We start from the raw sequence: 17,548 nt of genomic DNA, 5'->3' as shown, positions 1-17,548 counted from the left end.
GCCTGGAGAGCGCGGGCGCATCAGACTTTTGCAGGCTATCGAAGAGGCCGTGAGCCAAGGCAAGCAAAAGCGGGTGGTGATCGTCGGCGGGGGGTTCGCGGGGCTGGCTGCGGCCAAGACCCTGGGTGGCGCGCGCGAGCCGGGCCTGGAGGTCGTGGTCGTGGATCGCCGCAATCACCACCTCTTTCAGCCGCTGCTCTATCAGGTCGCCATGGCGGGCTTGAGCCCCGCGGACATCGCCGCGCCGATCCGCGGGCTGCTCAGCGAGCACCGCAACACCCGGGTGATCCAGGGCGAGGTCCAGGCCGTGGACGCGCAGGCTCGGCGCCTGCGGGGAGACTTCGGCGAGCTCGAGTACGACTACCTGGTCCTCGCCGCCGGGGCGATGCACGCCTACTTTGGCAACGAGGCCTGGGAGCCCTACGCCCCGGGGCTCAAGACCCTCGAGCAGGCCACGGAGATCCGTCGGCGCGTGCTCACGGCCTTCGAGGAGGCCGAGGCGCACCCCGAGGACAGCCGCGAGCGCAAGCGCCTGCTGACCTTCGTGATCGTCGGCGGCGGGCCGACGGGGGTCGAGCTCGCCGGTGCGATCGCCGAGATGAGCCGCACCACCTTGGCCCGGGACTTCCGCAACATCGATCCCAAGCTCACCCGGGTGCTCCTCGTCGAGGGCGGCCCGCGGCTGCTCGCGGGCTTCGCCGAGCCGCTGGCCAGCCGCGCGACCCGGGACCTCGAGGCCCTCGGCGTGCAGGTGTGGACGGGGAGCATGGTCAGCGGCGTCGACGCGCGCGGGGTGACCTTGGGGGCCGAGAAGATCGAGGCGGCCACGGTGCTGTGGGCCGCGGGGGTGCGCGCGGCCGAGTTCGAGAGCGACGTCGCCCTCGAGCGCGACCGTCAAAACCGCGTGCACGTCGGCGCCGATCTCAGCGTGCCCGGCCACCCCGAGATCTTCGTGGCTGGCGACCTCGCCCACGCCGAGGGCCCCGACGGCAAGCCCTACCCCGGGCAGGCGCCGGTAGCGATGCAGCAGGGCCGCTACGTCGCCCGGGCGATCCTCCGCGAGCTCGCCGGTGAAGACCGCGGCCGCTTCGAGTTCGTCGACAAGGGCCAGATGGCGACGATCGGGCGCAGCCGGGCGATCGTCGAGGTCGGCAAGCTGCGCTTTGGCGGGATCACGGCGTGGTGGACGTGGCTGCTGGTCCACATCTACTACCTCACGGGCTTTCGCAACCGCGTGCTGGTGCTGATCCAGTGGGCCTGGTCCTATCTCACCTTCAACCGCGGGGCGCGACTGATCGTGTCCAAGTCCTGGCGCAGCTACCCCGAGGCCGGGGCCACGCCGGCGCCGGAGGAGCTGCCGCCCGTGCGCGAGGCGGCTCAGCCCTCGAAGTCGACTCGAGCGGGGTGCGTGGGGGCGTAGGCGTGCTCGAGGGCGGCCCGAGCAGCGGCGAGGCCGTCCGCGCGCTGTGAGTCGGGGGCGCTGCGCCACAGCAGGACCCGCGCCCACGCGCGCAGCTCGGGCGCGAGGCCAGGGATCTCGGCGAGGGCCTGGGCGAGGCGGTGGCGATGCTGCTCGACGGGCTCACCGGCGCGCATGGCCGCATCGAGCTCGAGGGCCAGGCCCCGGGGACGATCGCGGCGGCGCCCGCCGTCCGCGGTCAGAGCGAGGATCGCCGCGGCGTCGGCTCGCGCCTGGGCGAGGCCACGGGCGTCTCCCGCGAGGGCGGCCAGGCGACCGTCGAGCTCGAGCGCGGCGATGTGCAGGCGGTCTTCACGGGGGTGCAGGCCGGCGTCGAGGCTCGCCCGCAGGGCCTCGACGAGGGCGCGAGCGCCCTCGAACTCGGCGTGATCGAGGGCCGCCCGGGCGCGGAGTAGGAGGGCGTCGGGGTGCTCGTCGCCGGCGAGCAGGGCCTCGGCGTCCGGGTCGAGGCCCTCGGCGTAGAGCCGGCGGGCGAGGGCGCGGGCGCTTCGTCGGCTGTAGACGTGCCCGCGGCCGAGCTGCTCGTCGAGCTCGGCGTGGCCCTCGGCGATCAGCGCCCGAGCCTGCTCGCGGGCGCCGACCAGGGCGAGGTAGCGGCCGCCGCGGACGCGCAGCGCGGCGAGCTCGAGGTGGCCCTCTCCGAGCTCGAGGGTGCGCAGGGCGATCGCCCGCTCGAGCTGCTCGATGGCCGCGTCGCGGTGGCCGAGCTCGGCGTGAGTCCGGGCGAGGTGCTCGGCGGCCAGCCACAGCGTGGGATCGTCGGGGCCGAGGGCCGCGACGGCGGTCTGCTCGGCGGCCTGCTGGATCTCGATGGCCCGCGCCCCCTCGCCGAGGCGCAAGCTCGCGTCGCCGCGGAGCAGCTCGCTGGCCAGGCGCTCGCGCGGCTCGTTGATCCGCGCCGCGAGCAGGGCGCTGCGCTCGGCCCAGCCGAGGCCGCGCTCGGGATCCTCGTCGAGCTCGATGAGCAGCTCGGCGATGTGCCTGGCGGTGAGCACCTCGACTTGCAGGTTGTTGTCGAGCTCGGCGAGGGCCGAGGCGCGCTCGAGCACCTGGATGGCCGCGCGCGTGTCACCCAGGCGGCTGAGCAGCTGGCCGTGGTCGAGCTCGACCGAGGCCGAGGGCGGATCTTCTGCGCCGAGCTCGTCGATCATCGCGAGGGCGGCGTCGAGTCGAGCGCTGTGCTTCAGCGCTCGGGCCTGGGCCAGGCGCAGGCGCTGCTCGGGGTCGAGGCGCGCGCGCTTGGGCGGCGGGGCTCGTTGGGGGTCGCTGATGTCGATGACGCAGCGCCGCGGATCCGGGAGCTCGGCGACCACCGGGCGGGCGACGAGGCGCGGCTGCCCCCCCTCGGCCATGAGGATCTCGAGGAAAGACTTGAAAGTCCCGCCGGCGGCGTACATACACAGCGCGCGATCGTGAAAGGCCGACATGCCCTCGTCGCCCTCGCGCTCGAGCTCCGTGCAGGTCTGGGTGCGCGCCTCATCCCAGCGCGCGGCGAAGGTGTCGAGGCGGCCGACGACCGCGTCGAGGGCGGCCGCGTCGAGGGCTCCGGGATCTTCGCGCAGGCGCGCAGACAGGGCGGCGCGGGCGTCGTCGAGCCATCCGAGGTAGGGGTAGGTCTCGTCGACGGGGCACTCCCAGGGCTCGGGCTCCACGCTCAGGCCAAAGGCGACGCCGGTGATGCCGGCGATCAGCACCGCGGACAGGCCGGCGCCGAGCAGCCAGCGTCGCCGGCGAGAGGCGAGGGCGTCGAGCTCGTGCAAGAGCGCGCCGAGGCTGGGGTAGCGCTGCGCGGGATCTTCGGCCAGGCCGCGCTGGAGGATCGCCAGCAGGCGCTTGGGCAGGCGCGTGGCGGCGGAGGGCGGGCGAGGGCGGCCGGCCGCGATGGCCTCGCGCAGCTGCGCTCTGGTCCGCCCGTTGAAGGGACGGACGCCAAAGAGCGCCTCCCACAGGGCCACGCAAAACGCGAATTGATCGGCGAGCGCGTCGGCGATCTCGCCGTCGAGCTGCTCTGGTGCCATATAGGCCGGGGTCCCCATGATCGGCAGGGCGTGGGCGCCGAGGCTGGTCTCGAAGGGGGTCTGTTCGGCGGCCTCGGGCCAGCTCTCCTCGTCGATCAGCCTGGCGGCTTCGCGCCCGCTGGATCGCCCGCTACCCGCGAGCGAGGCCTGGGCGCGGCTGAGGTGCTGGGCCACCGCGAAGTCGCTGACGAGCACGCGCCCGTCGTCGCCGATCAGCACGTTGTCGGGCTTGAAGTCGCCGTGCACGAGGCCCTCGGCGTGGGCGCCCGCGAGGCCCTCGCCGGCCTGAAGATAGATGCGCAGCAAGGTCCGCCAGTCGGGGTTTTGCTGGGCCTGCCAGCTGCGCAAGGTCAGGCCCTCGATGAACTCCATCGCGACATAGAGCTCACCGTCGGCGTCGCCGAGATCGTAGACGCGGACGATGTTCGGGTGGGTGAGCCGGCCCATGCTCGCGGCCTCGGCGAGCAGCTGATCGCGGGCGCGCGGGCTCTGGCGCAGGGCCTGAGCGCGCAGCAGCTTGAGGGCGACGACGCGATCGAGGTGGGGATCGTGGGCCTTCCACACGTGCCCGAGGCCGCCGTGGCCGACGTTTGCGATCAGCGAGTAACGGCCGATCTGCAGCGGGGCCTCGTCGCCCTCGCCAAAGAGCGCCCGGTGGGCGTGGGCCCGGGCGCGACGAAGCTCGGCCTCGGAGGGATCGCCGAGCACCCCGAGCGCATCCTGGACGTCATCCTCGAGCAGGGAGCTCGTCACACTTTGAACGTGGCGGGGATCGAGGTGTCACGCAAGATTAAAAGTTGGCTTTGTTTGTTTGGCAAGTTTCAGGGTCCAGTTCATCATCAGCATGGTGATTGCGACTCGAGACGACATGGCGCTGATCGAGGCCTGGCGAGGCGGAGACAACCGAGCGGGGAGCGAGCTGTTCTCGCGCTACTTCGACGAGCTCTACGGCTTCTTTCGCAACAAGGTGCCGACCGGAGACCTCGCCGAGGATCTGGTCCAGCAGACCCTGCTGTCCTGCGTGCGCCACCGCGACGGCTTTCGCGGGGACTCGAGCTTTCGGACCTACCTGTTCACCGTGGCGCGCTCGCGGCTCTACGATCTCTATCGTCGGCGTGGCAAGAGTGAGCCGGCCGCGGGGGTCAGCTCGCTGATCGATCCGGGCAGGACGCCGAGCTCGCTGTTTCGCAGCGAGGAGCGTCGCCGAGTGCTGCTCGAGGCCCTGGGTCGGCTGAGCTTCGATCAGCAGCTGGTCTTGGAGCTCCACTATGTCCGCGGCTTCACGGGCCCGCAGCTCGTGCAGATCCTCGACGTGCCCGAGGGCACCGTGCGCTCGCGGCTGCGGCGTGCGCGGGCGGCCCTGGTCCAGCACATCGCCGGCGTCGACGCCAAGGGGGTCGACGACGACGAGGTCCACGCCGATCTCGAGAGCTGGGCAGGGGCGGTGCAGGAGGCCGCGGGGCTGCGCGGTCGCGGCGTGCTCTGACGCTTCGTGCTCTGACGCCTCGTGCCAGCGCGAACACCACCGCGATCGGTATGTGACATGCGGCCGTGAACGTCGTAAGGCCAGGCCATGACCCTGTCCATCGGCGCGCCCGCCCCGGATTTTTCGACCAAGACCCACGACCGCGAGTCCATCGAGCTGTCGGCGCTCAGCGCCGAGGGTCGCGTCGTGGTGCTCTACTTCTATCCCAAGGACGAGACCCCCGGTTGCACCGCCGAGGCGTGCAGCTTCCGCGACGCCTACGAGGACTTCAGCGAGGCCGGGGCCGTCGTCATCGGCGTCAGTGGTGACAGCGCGAGCAGCCACGAGGCCTTCGCTGCCAACCATCGCCTGCCCTTCAAGTTGATCAGCGACAGCGACGGCGAGCTGCGCAAGCGCTACGACGTGCCCAAGAGCATGTTCGGCCTGCTGCCCGGGCGGGTGACCTACGTGATCGACAAGCAAGGCAAGATCGCCCACGTGTTCAACTCGCAGATCCAGGCCAAGCGCCACGTGGCCGAGGCCCTGAGCGTGGTCGAGCGCCTGCGCTGAGTCGGGGCCCGAGCGGCGCCTCGCTGGGCTCGGAGGACTCTCAGCCCAGGTCCGAGAAGCGAGCGTCGACCACGGCCGTGAGCCGCTCGCGCTCGTCGTCGTCGCGGGCGTCCACCGCCGCGCGCACCCGCTGCTCGAGATCCCCGAGTTCGGCGTAGACGGCCAGGGCCTCGACGGCGTCGCTGGCCGCTCCGAGGACGGCGTCGGCGACCTGCGCGATCAGGTAGGTCCAGGCGTCCTCGCTGCGCAGCATGGCCAGGGCGAGCATGGCGATCCTCCGCCGGTCGCCGAGGCAGTCCTCGGCGAGCTCGCGCAGGGCCTCGAAGGCGCCCTCGGGTCGATCCTGGCCGAGGGTGATCGCCGCCGCCTCGGCCACGCCCGCGTCGGCGTGGCGCAGATACTCGGCCACGAACTCGAAGCTCTCGTCCGCGGCCAGGCTGAGCATGGCGCTGAAGCAGGCGCCCAGGACCTGGGGCTCGGGATCGCCAGCGCGGACGCGGAGCACGAGCAAGGGCAGGCCCGACAGCACGTCCCCGCTGGCCGCGACGGCGTCGGCGGCGGCGATCCGAGCCTCGCGCTGGGGATCGGCGAGCAGGCGGGCCAGCTCGATCATCGCGCCGGGGTGGCGGCGCTCGACCAGGAGCATGGCGCACATGCCCCGCAGCCCGGCGGCCGTGTCCTGAGGGCCGCCCCAGGCCGGCTCGGGCTGGACGCAGCGCACACCTTCGAGCAGCAGCGCCTCATCGATGTCGTGGAGCTGATCGAGGGCCGAGATCGCGGCCATCTTGACCCGGCAGCCGGGGTCGTTGCGCGCGGCCCCGGTCGCGGCGCGCTGGAAGGCCGCGCGGATGCCATCGCCGTAGCCCTCGAGGCCGAGCTCGGCGATGTGCTCGATCGCGGCGGCGGCGACCAGGCTGGTGCGGGCCCCGAGGGCCTTGGTCAGCGCCGCCTTGGCGGTCTTCGACTGTGGATCAGCGAGGTCCGCGGCGAGGCGATCGAGGGCTTCGCGGGTGCGGTCGCGCTTGGCCATGGCGGCTGATCTAACAGCCCAGGGGCGCGGCGACCACCGCGGCCGAGCGCGGGAGCTTTGGACCCAGGACCCCGCGAGAACTCGCTTTTCTTGGCCGCCGCGGCCCCGGGGTGGATAAGCGAAGGCAGCCATGATCGTCTCGGTTCACAGCACTCGCCTCCCGGTCGAAGCGGCCGGCTTCCTGACCCTCGAGCGCCTGGCTTACGCCGGGGAGCACACGCAGCTGGCGTCGCGCCGCGAGAGCTGGCTGGAGGAGCGGCCCGAGGGCGAGGTTGCGACGCGCTTCACGAATTGGCTGATCGACGAGGCGGGCGTCCCCGAGGTGATCGCCGAGGACCGCACTGGCGGGATGTTTGGGCTGACCCTCGAGGCTGCCCAGCCGCTGCGCTGAGCCGGGCCAGCCGCTGCGCTGAGCCGGCCCGAGTTCGTCGTCGCGCTCGTATAGAAGCACACAAAAAACACGCCGAGGGCCCGCGGGCACCTCGGCGTGTTTTTGTTTGCAGCTGGGCCCAACTGAACCCAGCCGAGCTCAGGCTCTCAGTGCAGCAGCCGGCGACCGGGCATGCCGTAGTCGTCGTCGTCTTCGGGCTCGTCGGCCTGCTGGGCAGCCTGCCTGGCGGCCGCGATGCGCTCGTCACGGCGCCGCAGCAGGGCCGTGAAGATCAGCGTGAGCCCGGCGGCCCAGCACAGCACCAGGAAGGCCAGCCAGTAGGGGGTGACCTGGGTGTTGAGCAGCAGGGGCATGGCCGCGGTGTTGCGCAGGGCGACGTGCTCGACCTCGGCGCCGTAGGTGCCGAGCACCGCGACCAGCTGCATGATGACCACGCCGCTGCCCAAGAAGGCGACGCGCAGCTTGCCCTGCTTGCGCCGCGAGGCCCACAGCAGCGTGGCGACGCCGGTCTCGGCGACGAGCAGCAGCTGGGTGAGGGTCGCCCACATGACCTCGGAGTCCTCGGTCTGGAGCCCCGCGCCGGTCATCACCAGGTGGTAGCTGAGGCCGACGAGGGTCGCGGTGACCAGGATGAAGCCCTGGAAGCGCAGGAAGGCCTGGCGAGTCTCGCGGAAGTCGGCCACGGCCCGAGCCCGCGCGGGACGGCGCAAGCTGGCGACCAGCAGCCAGGCGAGGACCGGGAGCAGGAAGGCGCTCGACAGGAAGGTGAGCAGGTTGAGGGCGTCGAAGTCCTCGGACACGTGGTGCTCGGAGATGTCGAGCAAGGTCAGGGCGCTGCAGCCGATGCTGGCCACGGCCAGGGCGATGCCCTGGCTGGGCTTGAACAGCGGCGCCCAGCCCTGCTCGACGCGGCGGCGCCACGACGACAGGCAGATCACGCCCAGCAGGAGCTGGACGGCCACGGCGTAGAAGAGCATCGGCTGGGTGAGGCTGCCCTCGTGCAGGCCGACGCCCTGGACCCCGCTGAGGCTGGTGACGCTGGCCACGAGCGCGGGCAGCGGCCCGAGCAGCAGGCCCGCGGACGCGAACTTGAAGGTGGTCAGCCCCGCGCCGAGCAGGCCCGGGACGAGCACGCCGACGCCGAGCAGGCCGCCGACGACCATGGCGTTGACGCGCTGGCCGAGGGCGTCGCCGAGGCCGATGGCGGTGAGGTGCGTGGCCGCACCGAGCACGAGGATCAGCGTGACGGCCATGGCCAGGCCGCCCAAGCTGCCGCCGGAGATGGCGAGCAGACCGACACCCGCGAGCAGCATGGCGCTGCCGAGGGCGAGGGCGAAGGCGTTGGGGCCGAGGATCATCGCCAGGGCCAGATCGCCGGCGCTCATGCCGGTCATGCGCAGCACCGGCAAGGTGCCGGCCTCGCGCTCGCGGGCGGTGGCCGTGGCGGTGACCACGGGGCCGACGAGGGCGAACACGACGGCCGCCACGAGCAGGAAGAAGCTGCCGATCAACGCGTTGCGCGTGTCGTCGTCGACGGGGGACGCGTAGCGCAGCGTCGCGGGGTGGTGCTCCTCCCAGGTCGGAAGCTGCCAGCCTCCGTCCCAGATCAGCGAGGTCGGGTTGAGCGCGGCCTCGAAGTCGGCGGGGTAGGCGTTTGCCAAGTTGAAGGCCGAGCGGCTCATGCCCTCGGCCTTGCCCTCCTCGAACCAGGTGCGGGCGCGGTCGAAGGCCGCGAAGCGCAGGTGGTCGGTGTCGACCTGAAGATCGATGACGGAGGCGCGGCGATCGAGGAGCGCGGCCGGGACCTGGCCGGCCTCGGGCTCGCGGGCGCGCTGGCGGGCGACGGTCTGCTGGTGGTCGCGCAGCTGCTGGCGCATGTCCGCGATCGCGCCGGTCAGCAGCTTGCGGGTCTGGTCGCCGTCGAGGTCGCGCTGCGGGTCGTAGGTCGCGGCGTCGAGCAGGTCGGAGACCTGGACGTCGTCGACCTCGAGCGGCTGGTAGCGCAGCGGGGAGATGTCGGGCAGCTCGAGCAGCTCGGCCAGGGTCCGGTCGCCGGCCGCTGGGCGGTAGTTGGCGAAGTCGAGCTCCTGGATGTCGAGCAGGGCCTCGGCGCTGTCGAGGTTGTCGAGGCCGAGCTGGAGGCGAAGGTCGAGCTCGTGGAGGATGGACGCGCGGATGCGCAGGTCACGGGTCCAGGCCTCGTCGACCTTGGCCTGGGCGCGGTCGTCGTAGACGCACCCGGGCAAGTTCGGGTAAGCGACCTCATCGTCGGTACAGTCCGAGAGCGGCGACTCGAGGCCGAGCTGGATCCGGGCGCTCTTGGCCTCGCTCGAGTCGAGGTGGGTGAAGGCCGAGATGCCCAACCAGCCGAGGCCGGCGATCACCAGCGCGGCGATTGCCGCGGAGATCAGCCGGCCCCTGAGATCGCGCCGAATGAAGGGTCGAAGACGCTGCCAGAGTGTTCGCACGTTTGACGCGCTGGCACTCACTCCTGCTCGAGGCTTGCTCTCGTTCACGGGTTCCCCACTTTCCGAGTTCTCCGAGTTGTCTGTCACCGACATCGAACCTCCCCAAGTGTTCCACAAATCGTGGCGCGATGCTGGTCACTTCTTGGTGCGGAGGGCTCGCGAACGCGGCGGTCGCAAGGTAGATTCCACGTGTGTCCACGGAACCCGCGTCCACGCTGTCGCTCGAGGACCTCGCCAAGCTGCCCCTGGCGGAGTCGACTCGAGATCAAATTCGCCGCTGGCTGAGCGAGCCCGCTTACGCCGACGTCCGCGCCGAGCTCGAGGCGACGGTCCGCGCGGCCCTCCAGGGGGTCGGGGAGGGAGGGGCTCAGGGCGCCGCGGACGCGAAGCAGGCCCTCGCCGAGCTGGAGGACGCGTTCTCGCAGCCGCTCCCGATCGGGACCGGCGGGCGTCGGGGGCCCTGCGGTGCTGGGCCCAATCGGGTCAACGCGGCGCTGATGCGCGAGACTGCCCGCGGTCTGGTGACGGCGATGAAGCAGGCCGGCGATCCCCTCGCGGCCGTGGTGGTCTATGATAGTCGCGCCAGCAGCCGTCGGTTTGCCCTTGTCGTGTCCGCCGCGCTCCAGGCAGACGGCGTGGGCGTGACGCTGATCGACGCGCCCCGTCCCACGCCGCAGCTGTCCTTCCTGGTCCGTCACCTCGGCTGTGGCGCGGGGGTGGTGATCTCGGCGAGCCACAACCCGCCCACGGACAACGGCATCAAGATCTATGGGCCCGACGGGGCCCAGGTCCTCGGTGAGCGCGACCGCCGGCTGATGGCGGCGATCATCGAGGCAGGCAAGGACTCCGGGGCGCTGCCAGAGATCGACATCGAGGCGCTGGCCGCCGGAGAGATCGATCTCGAGGGGGGCGAGGGGCGGCCGGTGATCACTCGCATCGATCCCGACGCCGAGCCCGAGCGCGCCGACCAGCCCTACCTCGACTACGTGATCGCTCAAGGGGTGGTCCCAGGCAGCCTGATCGATGCGCAGCTCGGGGTGGTCTACACGCCGCTGCACGGGGTCGGGCACAGCTCGGTGATCCCGGCGCTGCGCGGCCGCGGCCTCGAGCCGGTCCTGCTCGCGGCGCAGCTCCCCGACGACGGCCGCTTCGGCACGGTCGAGAGCGCCAACCCCGAGTCGCCGGCGGCCTTCGACATGGCGGTGGCCAAGGCCAAGAAGATCGGCGCCGAGCTGGTCCTGGCTACGGATCCCGACGCCGACCGCGTGGGCGCCATGGCCCGCGACGCGGCGGGCGACTACGTCTTCATCGACGGCAACCGCCTGGGCGTGCTGATGCTCGACCACGTGATGCGTGGCCTGCTCGCCCACGCGTCGCCCAGCCTGGAGACCGGGCGGGTGCTGACCACGCTGGTGACCTCGCCGCTGATCGCCAAGGTCGCCCGGAGCTACGGCGTCGAGGTGATCGATGATCTTCTCGTGGGCTTCAAGTACCACGCGGGCGCCCAGGCCGAGGCCGACGCGCGCCCGCTGATCTTCGCCTGCGAGGAGAGCCACGGCTACCTGCGCGGCAACGACGTTCGCGACAAGGACGGGGCGATCGCGGCCCTGCTGCTCTCCGAGTGCGCGGCGGTCTGCAAGGTCGTCGGGCGCACGCTCTTCGATCGCCTCGACGAGGTCTGGGCCCAGCACGGCTACCACCGCGAGCGGACGGCGAACCTCTACGCCCACGGGGCCGCGGGTCGCCGGGCGATCGCGGCGGTCATGACTCGGCTGCGCGAGGACCCGCCAGAGGGCTTCGCGGGGCTTCGCGTGAGCGCCTTCGAGGACCGCAGCCAGCCGCGCGACACCGGCTCGCCGACCCGGGATCTTCCGGGCAACGTGCTGGTCTACGAACTCGAGGGTGGTGGCCGCGGGTGCCGGCTGGTGTTCCGGCCCAGTGGTACTGAGCCCAAGATCAAGGTCTACGCGCTGGCTTCGGGCCGGGCCGGCCTCGATGGCCAGGCGGCGGCGGCCGAGCGCGAGGGCGTGGACGAATTGATCCAGGCGGTGCTCGACGACGCGGCCAAGCTGGCCGAGTCGATCATGGCGCCGCTGGCTGATGGCTGATCCTCGGCGGCGGGGGAGTGGCCGCGCGTGGGCGGCCGCGGCTCTGGCCGTGGCCGCCGCCTGTGGGGCCTGGTTGGCGCTGCGCGACTCGGAGACTGCGGGGTCTGCGGATCCGAGCGAGGACCGGGCCGAGCCGGCCGCCCGGCCGCCCTCGGGTCCGCGGTCCGGCGGTGGCGGCGGGGAGGTGGCGAGGGGCAGCGCGGCGGCGAGCGTGGGGGTCGAAGACATGCAGGTCGCGGGGGTGCTCATCGACGCCGAGAGCGGGCCCTTGGCCGAGGGGCGGATCGAGCTGTGGTGCGCCGACGGTCGCCTGGGTGCGGTGGCGCGCCTCGACGAGGTCGGGCGCTTCGTCGGCCCGGCCTGTACCGAAGGACAGACCTGCGTGCGCTTGCAACACCCGGTGGCCGTCCAGCCGCGGCCGTGGTCGCTCTCGCATGGCGCGGCCGAGCGGCTCGAGGTCGAGCTGGCGCCGCGCCTCGAGATATCGGTGCGCGCGGACGGCCGGGCCGTCGCCGACGCCCTGGCGCTGGTCCGCAGCGGTGAGGGGGTACGCAGCGCCTCGACGGATCTGGCCGGGGAGCTCGAGGTGGCGCTCCCGCGGCTGCGGCCTTGTGATCCCTGTGACGCCGAGGGGGCCGAGGGCGGGCTGGCGGTCGGGCGCTGTCGGGGCGCCGAGGCGGCCGGGGGCGCGGCCGGGGAGCTGACGATCTTGGTTCAAGCGGACGGCTTCGCGCCCTCGAGCCGCGCGCTGAGCCTCACCCTCGAGGACATCGAGGGATCGCTGGCGCTGGCCTTCGACCTCGAGGCGGCGGCCCCTGCGATCACTGGCGAGGTCGTGGACGCGCGCGGGCGGCCCTTCGACGCGCGCACGCGCATGCTCGCGCGCAGCCTCGACCGCCCGGACGAGGCTCACGCCGCGAAGCTCGACGCGGCGGGTCAATTCGAGCTGAGCTCCCTGGGCCGCGGTCAATACCGCCTGCGGGCGGTCCGAGACGGCCTGGAGATCGCCTCACTGGATGCCGCGGAGGGCGGCGAGGTGCTCCGTCTGGTGTCGGATCGGCCAGCCAGTGGTCCGACGATCACGATCCGCGTCGAGGATGGGTCAGGGCGCCCGCTCCCCGGGGTCAGGGTCGATGGCGGGCCGTTCTCTGGGGCGATCACCGACGAGGCGGGGGCCGTCGAGCGCGAGCGCGTGCTCCCTGGCGACTACGCCCTCCGCCTGCGGGCACATGGCTGCGAGGCTCAGCGGCGCACTTTGGCCGTCTCCGCCTCGGCCGGCGAGGCGCTCGAGGTGGGCTTCGCGCTGCCGGGATGTTAGCCCGGGGCTACATCCGAGCACTCCCTCCCGCCGGCGCGCCGGCGTCGAGGTGAGGGGCGCCGGACTGGAGAATTTAACGTAACATGCGGCGGTGGCATCGTCCGCCGAACCCAGGGAAGCGCCGGCAGGGAGCCATGGCGCGTTTCCACAGGTATTCGGCAAGTACGTGCTGCTGCGCCCCATGGCTCGGGGCGGGATGGGCGAGCTCTTCCTGGCCGCGGCCGGTGAGACCGGCGGGTTCGAAAAGCTCTGCGTGGTCAAGAAGGTCCTGACCGATCTCGAGGACGATGGCGTGCGTCGCCGCTTCCTCGACGAGGCCAAGGTCGTCGTCCGCCTCAACCACGCCAACTTGGTCCAGGTCTTCGACGCCGGCCGGGTGTCCGACGACTACTACCTGGCCATGGAGCTGGTCGAGGGCAAGGACCTGCGCGCGGTCTGGAACCGCTGCGCACAGCTGCACCGACGCATCCCCGTGGACTTCGCCGTGTTCGTGATCCGCGAGCTGTGTCGCGGCCTCGACTACGTCCACGACGCGATGAGCCTCGACCTCGTCCACCGTGACATCTCGCCGCCGAACATCATGGTGAGCTACCACGGGCAGATCAAGATCACCGACTTCGGCCTGGCGACCCACGCGATCAAGCGCGAGCTGACCAACCCCGGCGTGGTGTTCGGGCGCTACAGCTACCTCTCGCCGGAGCAGGCCCGCGGCCTGCCGGCCGATCGCCGCACGGACATCTACGCCTCGGGCATCGTGCTGTGGGAGATGCTCACGGGCCGCCAGCTCTTCCCCGCCGACCGCAGCGCGGCCGGGCCGGTGGCGCTCTCCAAGCTGCGCAACCCGACGATCCGCGCGCCCTCCGACGTCGTCCCGGGCATCCCCGAGGGCCTCGACGAGGTCGTGCTCGCGGCCCTGGCCGTCGAACGCGAGGATCGCTTTCAGACCGCCGGCGAGTTCAAGGTCGCGCTGACCGAGGTCCTCAACCACCACTACTCGAGCTGCGACGTCGACAGCGTGGCCGCGTTCATCCGCGAGATCTTCGCCCGCGAGTTCAAGCTCGAGGCCCAGGACTACGCGAGCTACGCCCGCGAGGACTTCTCGCCGATCCGCGCCCAGGCCAGCGTCGACGAGTCCGACAGCCTGAGCATCAGCGACGGCGTCGACGTGAGCGGCGAGGGCAAGCGCAAGGCCAGCTCGCGCCAGGCCAGCGGCCAGCTGGTCTCGGGTCACGACGACACGGCGAGCATCCGCCTCGACGACGCCGATGTCGACGAGCTCGAGCCCAGCGACCCGCGCAGCTGGGCCGAGGGACCGAGCACCGAGGAGCTGGCGCTCGCGGCCCAAGAGCGCGTCGGCACGGTGATCGAGCGCTACCGCATCGATCGCCTGCTCGGCGTCGGCGGCATGGGGGCGGTCTACGCCGTCACTCACCTGGCCCTGGGCAAGACCTACGCCCTCAAGGTCCTGCACGAGATCTTCAGCCGCGACCCCGACCTCATCGATCGCTTCATGCGCGAGGCTCGGGCGGCGACCCAGACCGGCCACGCGAACATCATCGACGTCGTCGACATCGGCACGGTCCAGGAGACCGGCGACGTCTACTTCGTGATGGAGCTGCTCGAGGGCCTGGACCTCGGCACGGTGATCCGTCAGTCCGGCCCGCTGGCGATCCGCCGGACGGTGCACATCGCCCGGCAGATCTGCAAGGCCCTGGCCGCGGCCCACGACGCCAACATCATCCACCGCGACCTCAAGTCCGAGAACGTGGTGCTCACCGTCAAGGGCGGCGACCCGGACTTCGTGAAGGTCCTCGACTTCGGGATCTGCAAGCAGGTCGACGCGGGCAGCAGCTCGCAGACCACCCCGGGCCTGGTCATGGGCTCGCCGGATTATATGGCGCCCGAGCAGGCCGCGGGCGCCTCCGCGGACGTCAAGTCGGACATCTACGCCCTGGGCACGATCTTGTTCGAGATGCTCACGGGGCGCCTGCCCTTCGTGGGTCGCAACGCCATCGACGTGCTCATGAAAAAGGGGGCCGCCGACGCCCCGGACGTCAAGGCGCTGCGCCCCGAGGTGCCCTCGCCCCTGGCCGAGGTCGTCGCCCGCTGCCTGTCGCGGGACCTCGACCAGCGCCCGGCCTCGATGAAGGCCCTCGAGTACGAGCTGACCCGCGCCCTCGAGGGTCGGCGCTCGGCGGTCGCGACGATCATGGGCCTGCAGATCGACGCCGAGGTCGAGGCCTCGGCCTCGGGCTCGGGGCCCAAGCTGAGCGGAGATCCAGGCGGGCCCGGCGAGAGCAGCGTCGAAGAGCTGCCGGCCAAGCCCTCGGCGAAGATCGTCACGGTGCACGATCAAGCGGCCGCCCACGAGTCGGCAGCCGAGGCCGAGGTGGCCGGCGGCAAGGCCCGCACCTGGCCGTGGGTCTTGCTCGGCGCCGCCGCGGTGATCGTGCTGGTCTTGTTCTTGCGCCCGGATCTCATCCCCGGCCTGGGCGGCGATGACGAGGGGGCGCCCGATGGCGGCCCGGTCCGCGGCGCCGACGGTGGGGGCGAGCAGGGCGACGCGGCCGTGGACGAGGCCGGGGAAGAGCTCGGTGTCGAGGGCGCGGCGCGAGACGAGGCCGCCCGCGAGTCGGCCGAGAGCGGCGGTGAGCAGGGGGCGAGCGAGGGCGAGGTCGCCGAGCTCGGCGACAGCGAGACCACCGGCGCCCTCGACCTCGACCCCGACGCGATCGTGACCCGGGCCGAGAAGGCCCTCGCCGACGAGCACTGGAGCGAGCCCGCGACCGGCAGCCTGGCGATCGAGCTGACCAACCTCGCCATCGTCGACCCTGGGCACGAGGCCATCGCGCGCCTGCGCGGGGCGGCGCAGACCGTGCTCGAGCCCCGGGCCAAGCAGGCCGCCAAGGACGAGGACTGGGCCGCCGCCGTCGCGGCCTACCGCAGCTTGTTGGCGATCTGGCGCGACAACGAGGACTCGCGCGAGGCCCTGGTCGACGCGCTGCTGCGCCTCGCCAAGGAGCAGCGCCAGGAGGCCGACTACGAGGCGCTGCTGAGCACCGCCGACGAGCTGCTCAACCTCGAGCCCAAGATGTTCACGGCCCTCAAGCTGCGCGCCGACGCCTTCGCGGGCCTCGAGCGCTGGGAGGAGGCCGCGCCTGCCTACCGCGCCGCGATGCGCCAGCGCCCCTCGAACAAGGACGCCAAGAAGGGCTACTGGCGCGCGCGTCAGGAGATCAAGGATGCCGGCAAGGACGCCGGCTGAGCCGTGCCGGCTGAGCTGTGCCGGCTGAGCTGCACAGGCATGGGCCAGCGGGGCGGGGGAGACAGTCGTGGCGGTTGAGCTCGAGCGGATCTCTCTCGAGCTCGGCAACCGCTGCGACAAGGCCTGCTGGTTTTGCTACGCGGGCAGCCAGCCCGCGGGCGCGAGCGCGTGGACCGTGGACGCGGCCGTCGAGCTCGCGCGTGACTGCGCCGCCCACGGTGTTCGAGCCGTGTCTTTCGGTGGGGGCGAGCCGCTACAGTGGCCGGGCCTCTTCGAGGTGCTCGCGGCGACCCGCGGCCGGCTGTTTCGCTCGCTGACCAGCAACGGCCTGGAGCTCGAGGCGCGCCTCGACGAGCTCGTCGCGGCGGCGCCGGACAAGGTCCACCTGTCGATCCACTTCCCCGAGGACGCGGCCGAGGTCGAGCGGGTGATCGCCGGGGTCGCCGCCCTGGACGCCGCGGGCCTGCGCGCGGGGGTGAACCTGCTGATCCGCCGCAGCGGCCTGGAGGCGGCGCGGGCGAGCGCCGAGCGCCTGCGGGCGGCGGGCATCGGCCGCGAGCGCGTGGTCTACCTGCCGATGCGCGGCATGGACACGCCGAGCGCCGAGCAGGTCGCCTCGGTGGCCGCGGCTCCGGGCGGGCGCTTCATGTCGATGAGCTGCCTGTCGGCCTGTGCGATCAGCCCGCGCTTTTGTGCGATCAGCTGGGATCGCCGGGTGGGCTGGTGCTCCTACACCACCCAGCGCAGCGCCCTCGAGGCGCCGACCTGGGCGGCCCTCCAGGCGGCGCTGCGCGGCCTCGGCCTGCGCTACTGCGGGGGCAGCCGCGAGCAGCCGCGGCCGCGTTTGGTCGGGCTCCCGCGGCGATCCATACTGAGGAACCATGACGATCGCAGCTCGCCTGAAGATCCGCCCCGCCCAGCCCGAGGACGCGGAGGCTGTGAATAGACTGCTCGAGCGCAGCTACGGGCAGCTGCTCGCCGGCTTCTATGAGCCGCGCCTGCTCGAGCGGGCGCTCCCGGCGATGGTCCGCGCCAACCCCAGCTTGCTGGCCTGCGGCACCTGGTACCTCGCCGAGGACGCGGCCGACGGTCGGCTGCTCGGCTGCGGCGGCTTCACCAGCGAGGCGCCCGGGGGCGGGTCCAGCTCGGGCCGCCATGGCCATGTTCGCCATGTGGCCAGCGACCCCGACGCCCTGCGCCGAGGCGTGGCGCGGGCCGTACTCGAGCGCAGCCTCGCCGAGGCGCGCGCCCGCGGCCTGAGCACCCTCGAGGCCGCGTCCACCCTGGCCGCCGAGCGCTTCCATGCGGCGATGGGCTTCGTGGCTCAACGCCGCTTCGATGTCGAGATCCCCTGGCGCGGCGCGCCCGGGGGCGAGCCCGAGATCCTGCGCTTCCCGGCGGTGCTCATGACCCGCGCGCTCTGAGCCCCTATACT

12 protein-coding genes are annotated in these 17,548 nt (G+C 72.3%); 9 read left to right on the top strand and 3 right to left on the bottom strand.

All coding sequences use genetic code 11. The features are described from left to right. The first annotated feature begins 49 nt into the window (after positions 1-49). Entirely contained in the window at positions 50-1,420 is a 1,371-nt protein-coding gene (locus tag G6O69_RS32910; protein ID WP_346017112.1) for an NAD(P)/FAD-dependent oxidoreductase, read from the top strand. On the opposite strand, the gene G6O69_RS32905 is transcribed toward G6O69_RS32910, so the two are convergent. After that, on the bottom strand, positions 1,378-4,251 hold the full coding sequence (locus G6O69_RS32905) for a serine/threonine-protein kinase (protein WP_172307428.1): 2,874 nt from the start codon (positions 4,249-4,251) through the stop codon (positions 1,378-1,380). The two genes, G6O69_RS32910 and G6O69_RS32905, sit on opposite strands and share 43 nt — an antisense overlap. 94 nt (positions 4,252-4,345) lie before the next feature. On the opposite strand from G6O69_RS32905, the gene G6O69_RS32900 reads away from it, so the two are divergent. Next, on the top strand, positions 4,346-4,984 hold the full coding sequence (locus G6O69_RS32900) for a sigma-70 family RNA polymerase sigma factor (protein ID WP_217909959.1): 639 nt from the start codon (positions 4,346-4,348) through the stop codon (positions 4,982-4,984). A gap of 87 nt (positions 4,985-5,071) precedes the next feature. Next, complete coding sequence (locus tag G6O69_RS32895) at positions 5,072-5,533, top strand: peroxiredoxin (RefSeq protein WP_172307426.1); 462 nt, start codon at positions 5,072-5,074, stop codon at positions 5,531-5,533. A gap of 40 nt (positions 5,534-5,573) precedes the next feature. Here the strand turns inward: G6O69_RS32895 and G6O69_RS32890 are convergent, their stop codons facing one another. Next, the gene (locus G6O69_RS32890) at positions 5,574-6,563 is read right to left on the bottom strand and encodes a hypothetical protein (protein WP_172307425.1); all 990 of its coding nucleotides are present in this window, start codon (positions 6,561-6,563) and stop codon (positions 5,574-5,576) included. Between the two features lie 130 nt (positions 6,564-6,693). Here G6O69_RS32890 and G6O69_RS32885 point away from each other — a divergent pair, with 130 nt between their 5' ends. Continuing rightward, positions 6,694-6,954: a hypothetical protein gene (locus tag G6O69_RS32885; protein ID WP_172307424.1), complete on the top strand. Its 261-nt coding sequence runs from the start codon at positions 6,694-6,696 to the stop codon at positions 6,952-6,954. Between the two features lie 146 nt (positions 6,955-7,100). Here G6O69_RS32885 and G6O69_RS32880 read toward each other — a convergent pair whose 3' ends face one another. Beyond that, positions 7,101-9,422: a hypothetical protein gene (locus tag G6O69_RS32880; protein WP_172307423.1), complete on the bottom strand. Its 2,322-nt coding sequence runs from the start codon at positions 9,420-9,422 to the stop codon at positions 7,101-7,103. A 191-nt stretch (positions 9,423-9,613) separates the two neighbouring features. Here G6O69_RS32880 and G6O69_RS32875 point away from each other — a divergent pair, with 191 nt between their 5' ends. The 5 genes from G6O69_RS32875 (at position 9,614) to G6O69_RS32855 (ending at position 17,537) form a co-directional block, all read left to right on the top strand. Next, positions 9,614-11,530: a phospho-sugar mutase gene (locus tag G6O69_RS32875; RefSeq protein WP_172307422.1), complete on the top strand. Its 1,917-nt coding sequence runs from the start codon at positions 9,614-9,616 to the stop codon at positions 11,528-11,530. Further along, positions 11,523-12,848 carry a carboxypeptidase-like regulatory domain-containing protein gene (locus tag G6O69_RS32870; RefSeq protein WP_176397228.1) on the top strand — a complete coding sequence of 442 codons (1,326 nt, stop codon included), beginning with the start codon at positions 11,523-11,525 and terminating at the stop codon, positions 12,846-12,848. Before G6O69_RS32875 ends, G6O69_RS32870 begins: the two co-directional genes overlap by 8 nt. Positions 12,849-12,939: 91 nt before the next feature. Next, positions 12,940-16,113, top strand: coding sequence for a serine/threonine-protein kinase (locus G6O69_RS32865; RefSeq protein ID WP_176397227.1), 3,174 nt, complete (start codon positions 12,940-12,942; stop codon positions 16,111-16,113). Between the two features lie 67 nt (positions 16,114-16,180). Beyond that, entirely contained in the window at positions 16,181-17,059 is an 879-nt protein-coding gene (locus tag G6O69_RS32860; protein ID WP_172307419.1) for a radical SAM protein, read from the top strand. Further along, positions 16,995-17,537 (top strand): GNAT family N-acetyltransferase, encoded by a 543-nt coding sequence (locus G6O69_RS32855; protein WP_172307418.1) that lies wholly within the window; start codon positions 16,995-16,997, stop codon positions 17,535-17,537. The genes G6O69_RS32860 and G6O69_RS32855 overlap by 65 nt, the downstream gene beginning before the upstream one ends. Positions 17,538-17,548: the final 11 nt, after the last annotated feature.

This window comes from Pseudenhygromyxa sp. WMMC2535 (assembly GCF_011083025.2).
The sequence above is the reverse complement of the archived record's forward strand: the minus strand, read 5'-3'. Positions and strand labels throughout refer to the sequence as shown.

What these genes read in the sequence shown, in the direction of transcription:
- G6O69_RS32895 (WP_172307426.1), top strand. Translation starts at nt 5,072, where the DNA reads ATGACCCTGTCCATCGGCGCGCCCGCCCCGGATTTTTCGACCAAGACC.
- G6O69_RS32890 (WP_172307425.1), bottom strand. Translation starts at nt 6,563, where the DNA reads ATGGCCAAGCGCGACCGCACCCGCGAAGCCCTCGATCGCCTCGCCGCG.
- G6O69_RS32885 (WP_172307424.1), top strand. Translation starts at nt 6,694, where the DNA reads ATGATCGTCTCGGTTCACAGCACTCGCCTCCCGGTCGAAGCGGCCGGC.
- G6O69_RS32870 (WP_176397228.1), top strand. Translation starts at nt 11,523, where the DNA reads ATGGCTGATCCTCGGCGGCGGGGGAGTGGCCGCGCGTGGGCGGCCGCG.
- G6O69_RS32855 (WP_172307418.1), top strand. Translation starts at nt 16,995, where the DNA reads ATGACGATCGCAGCTCGCCTGAAGATCCGCCCCGCCCAGCCCGAGGAC.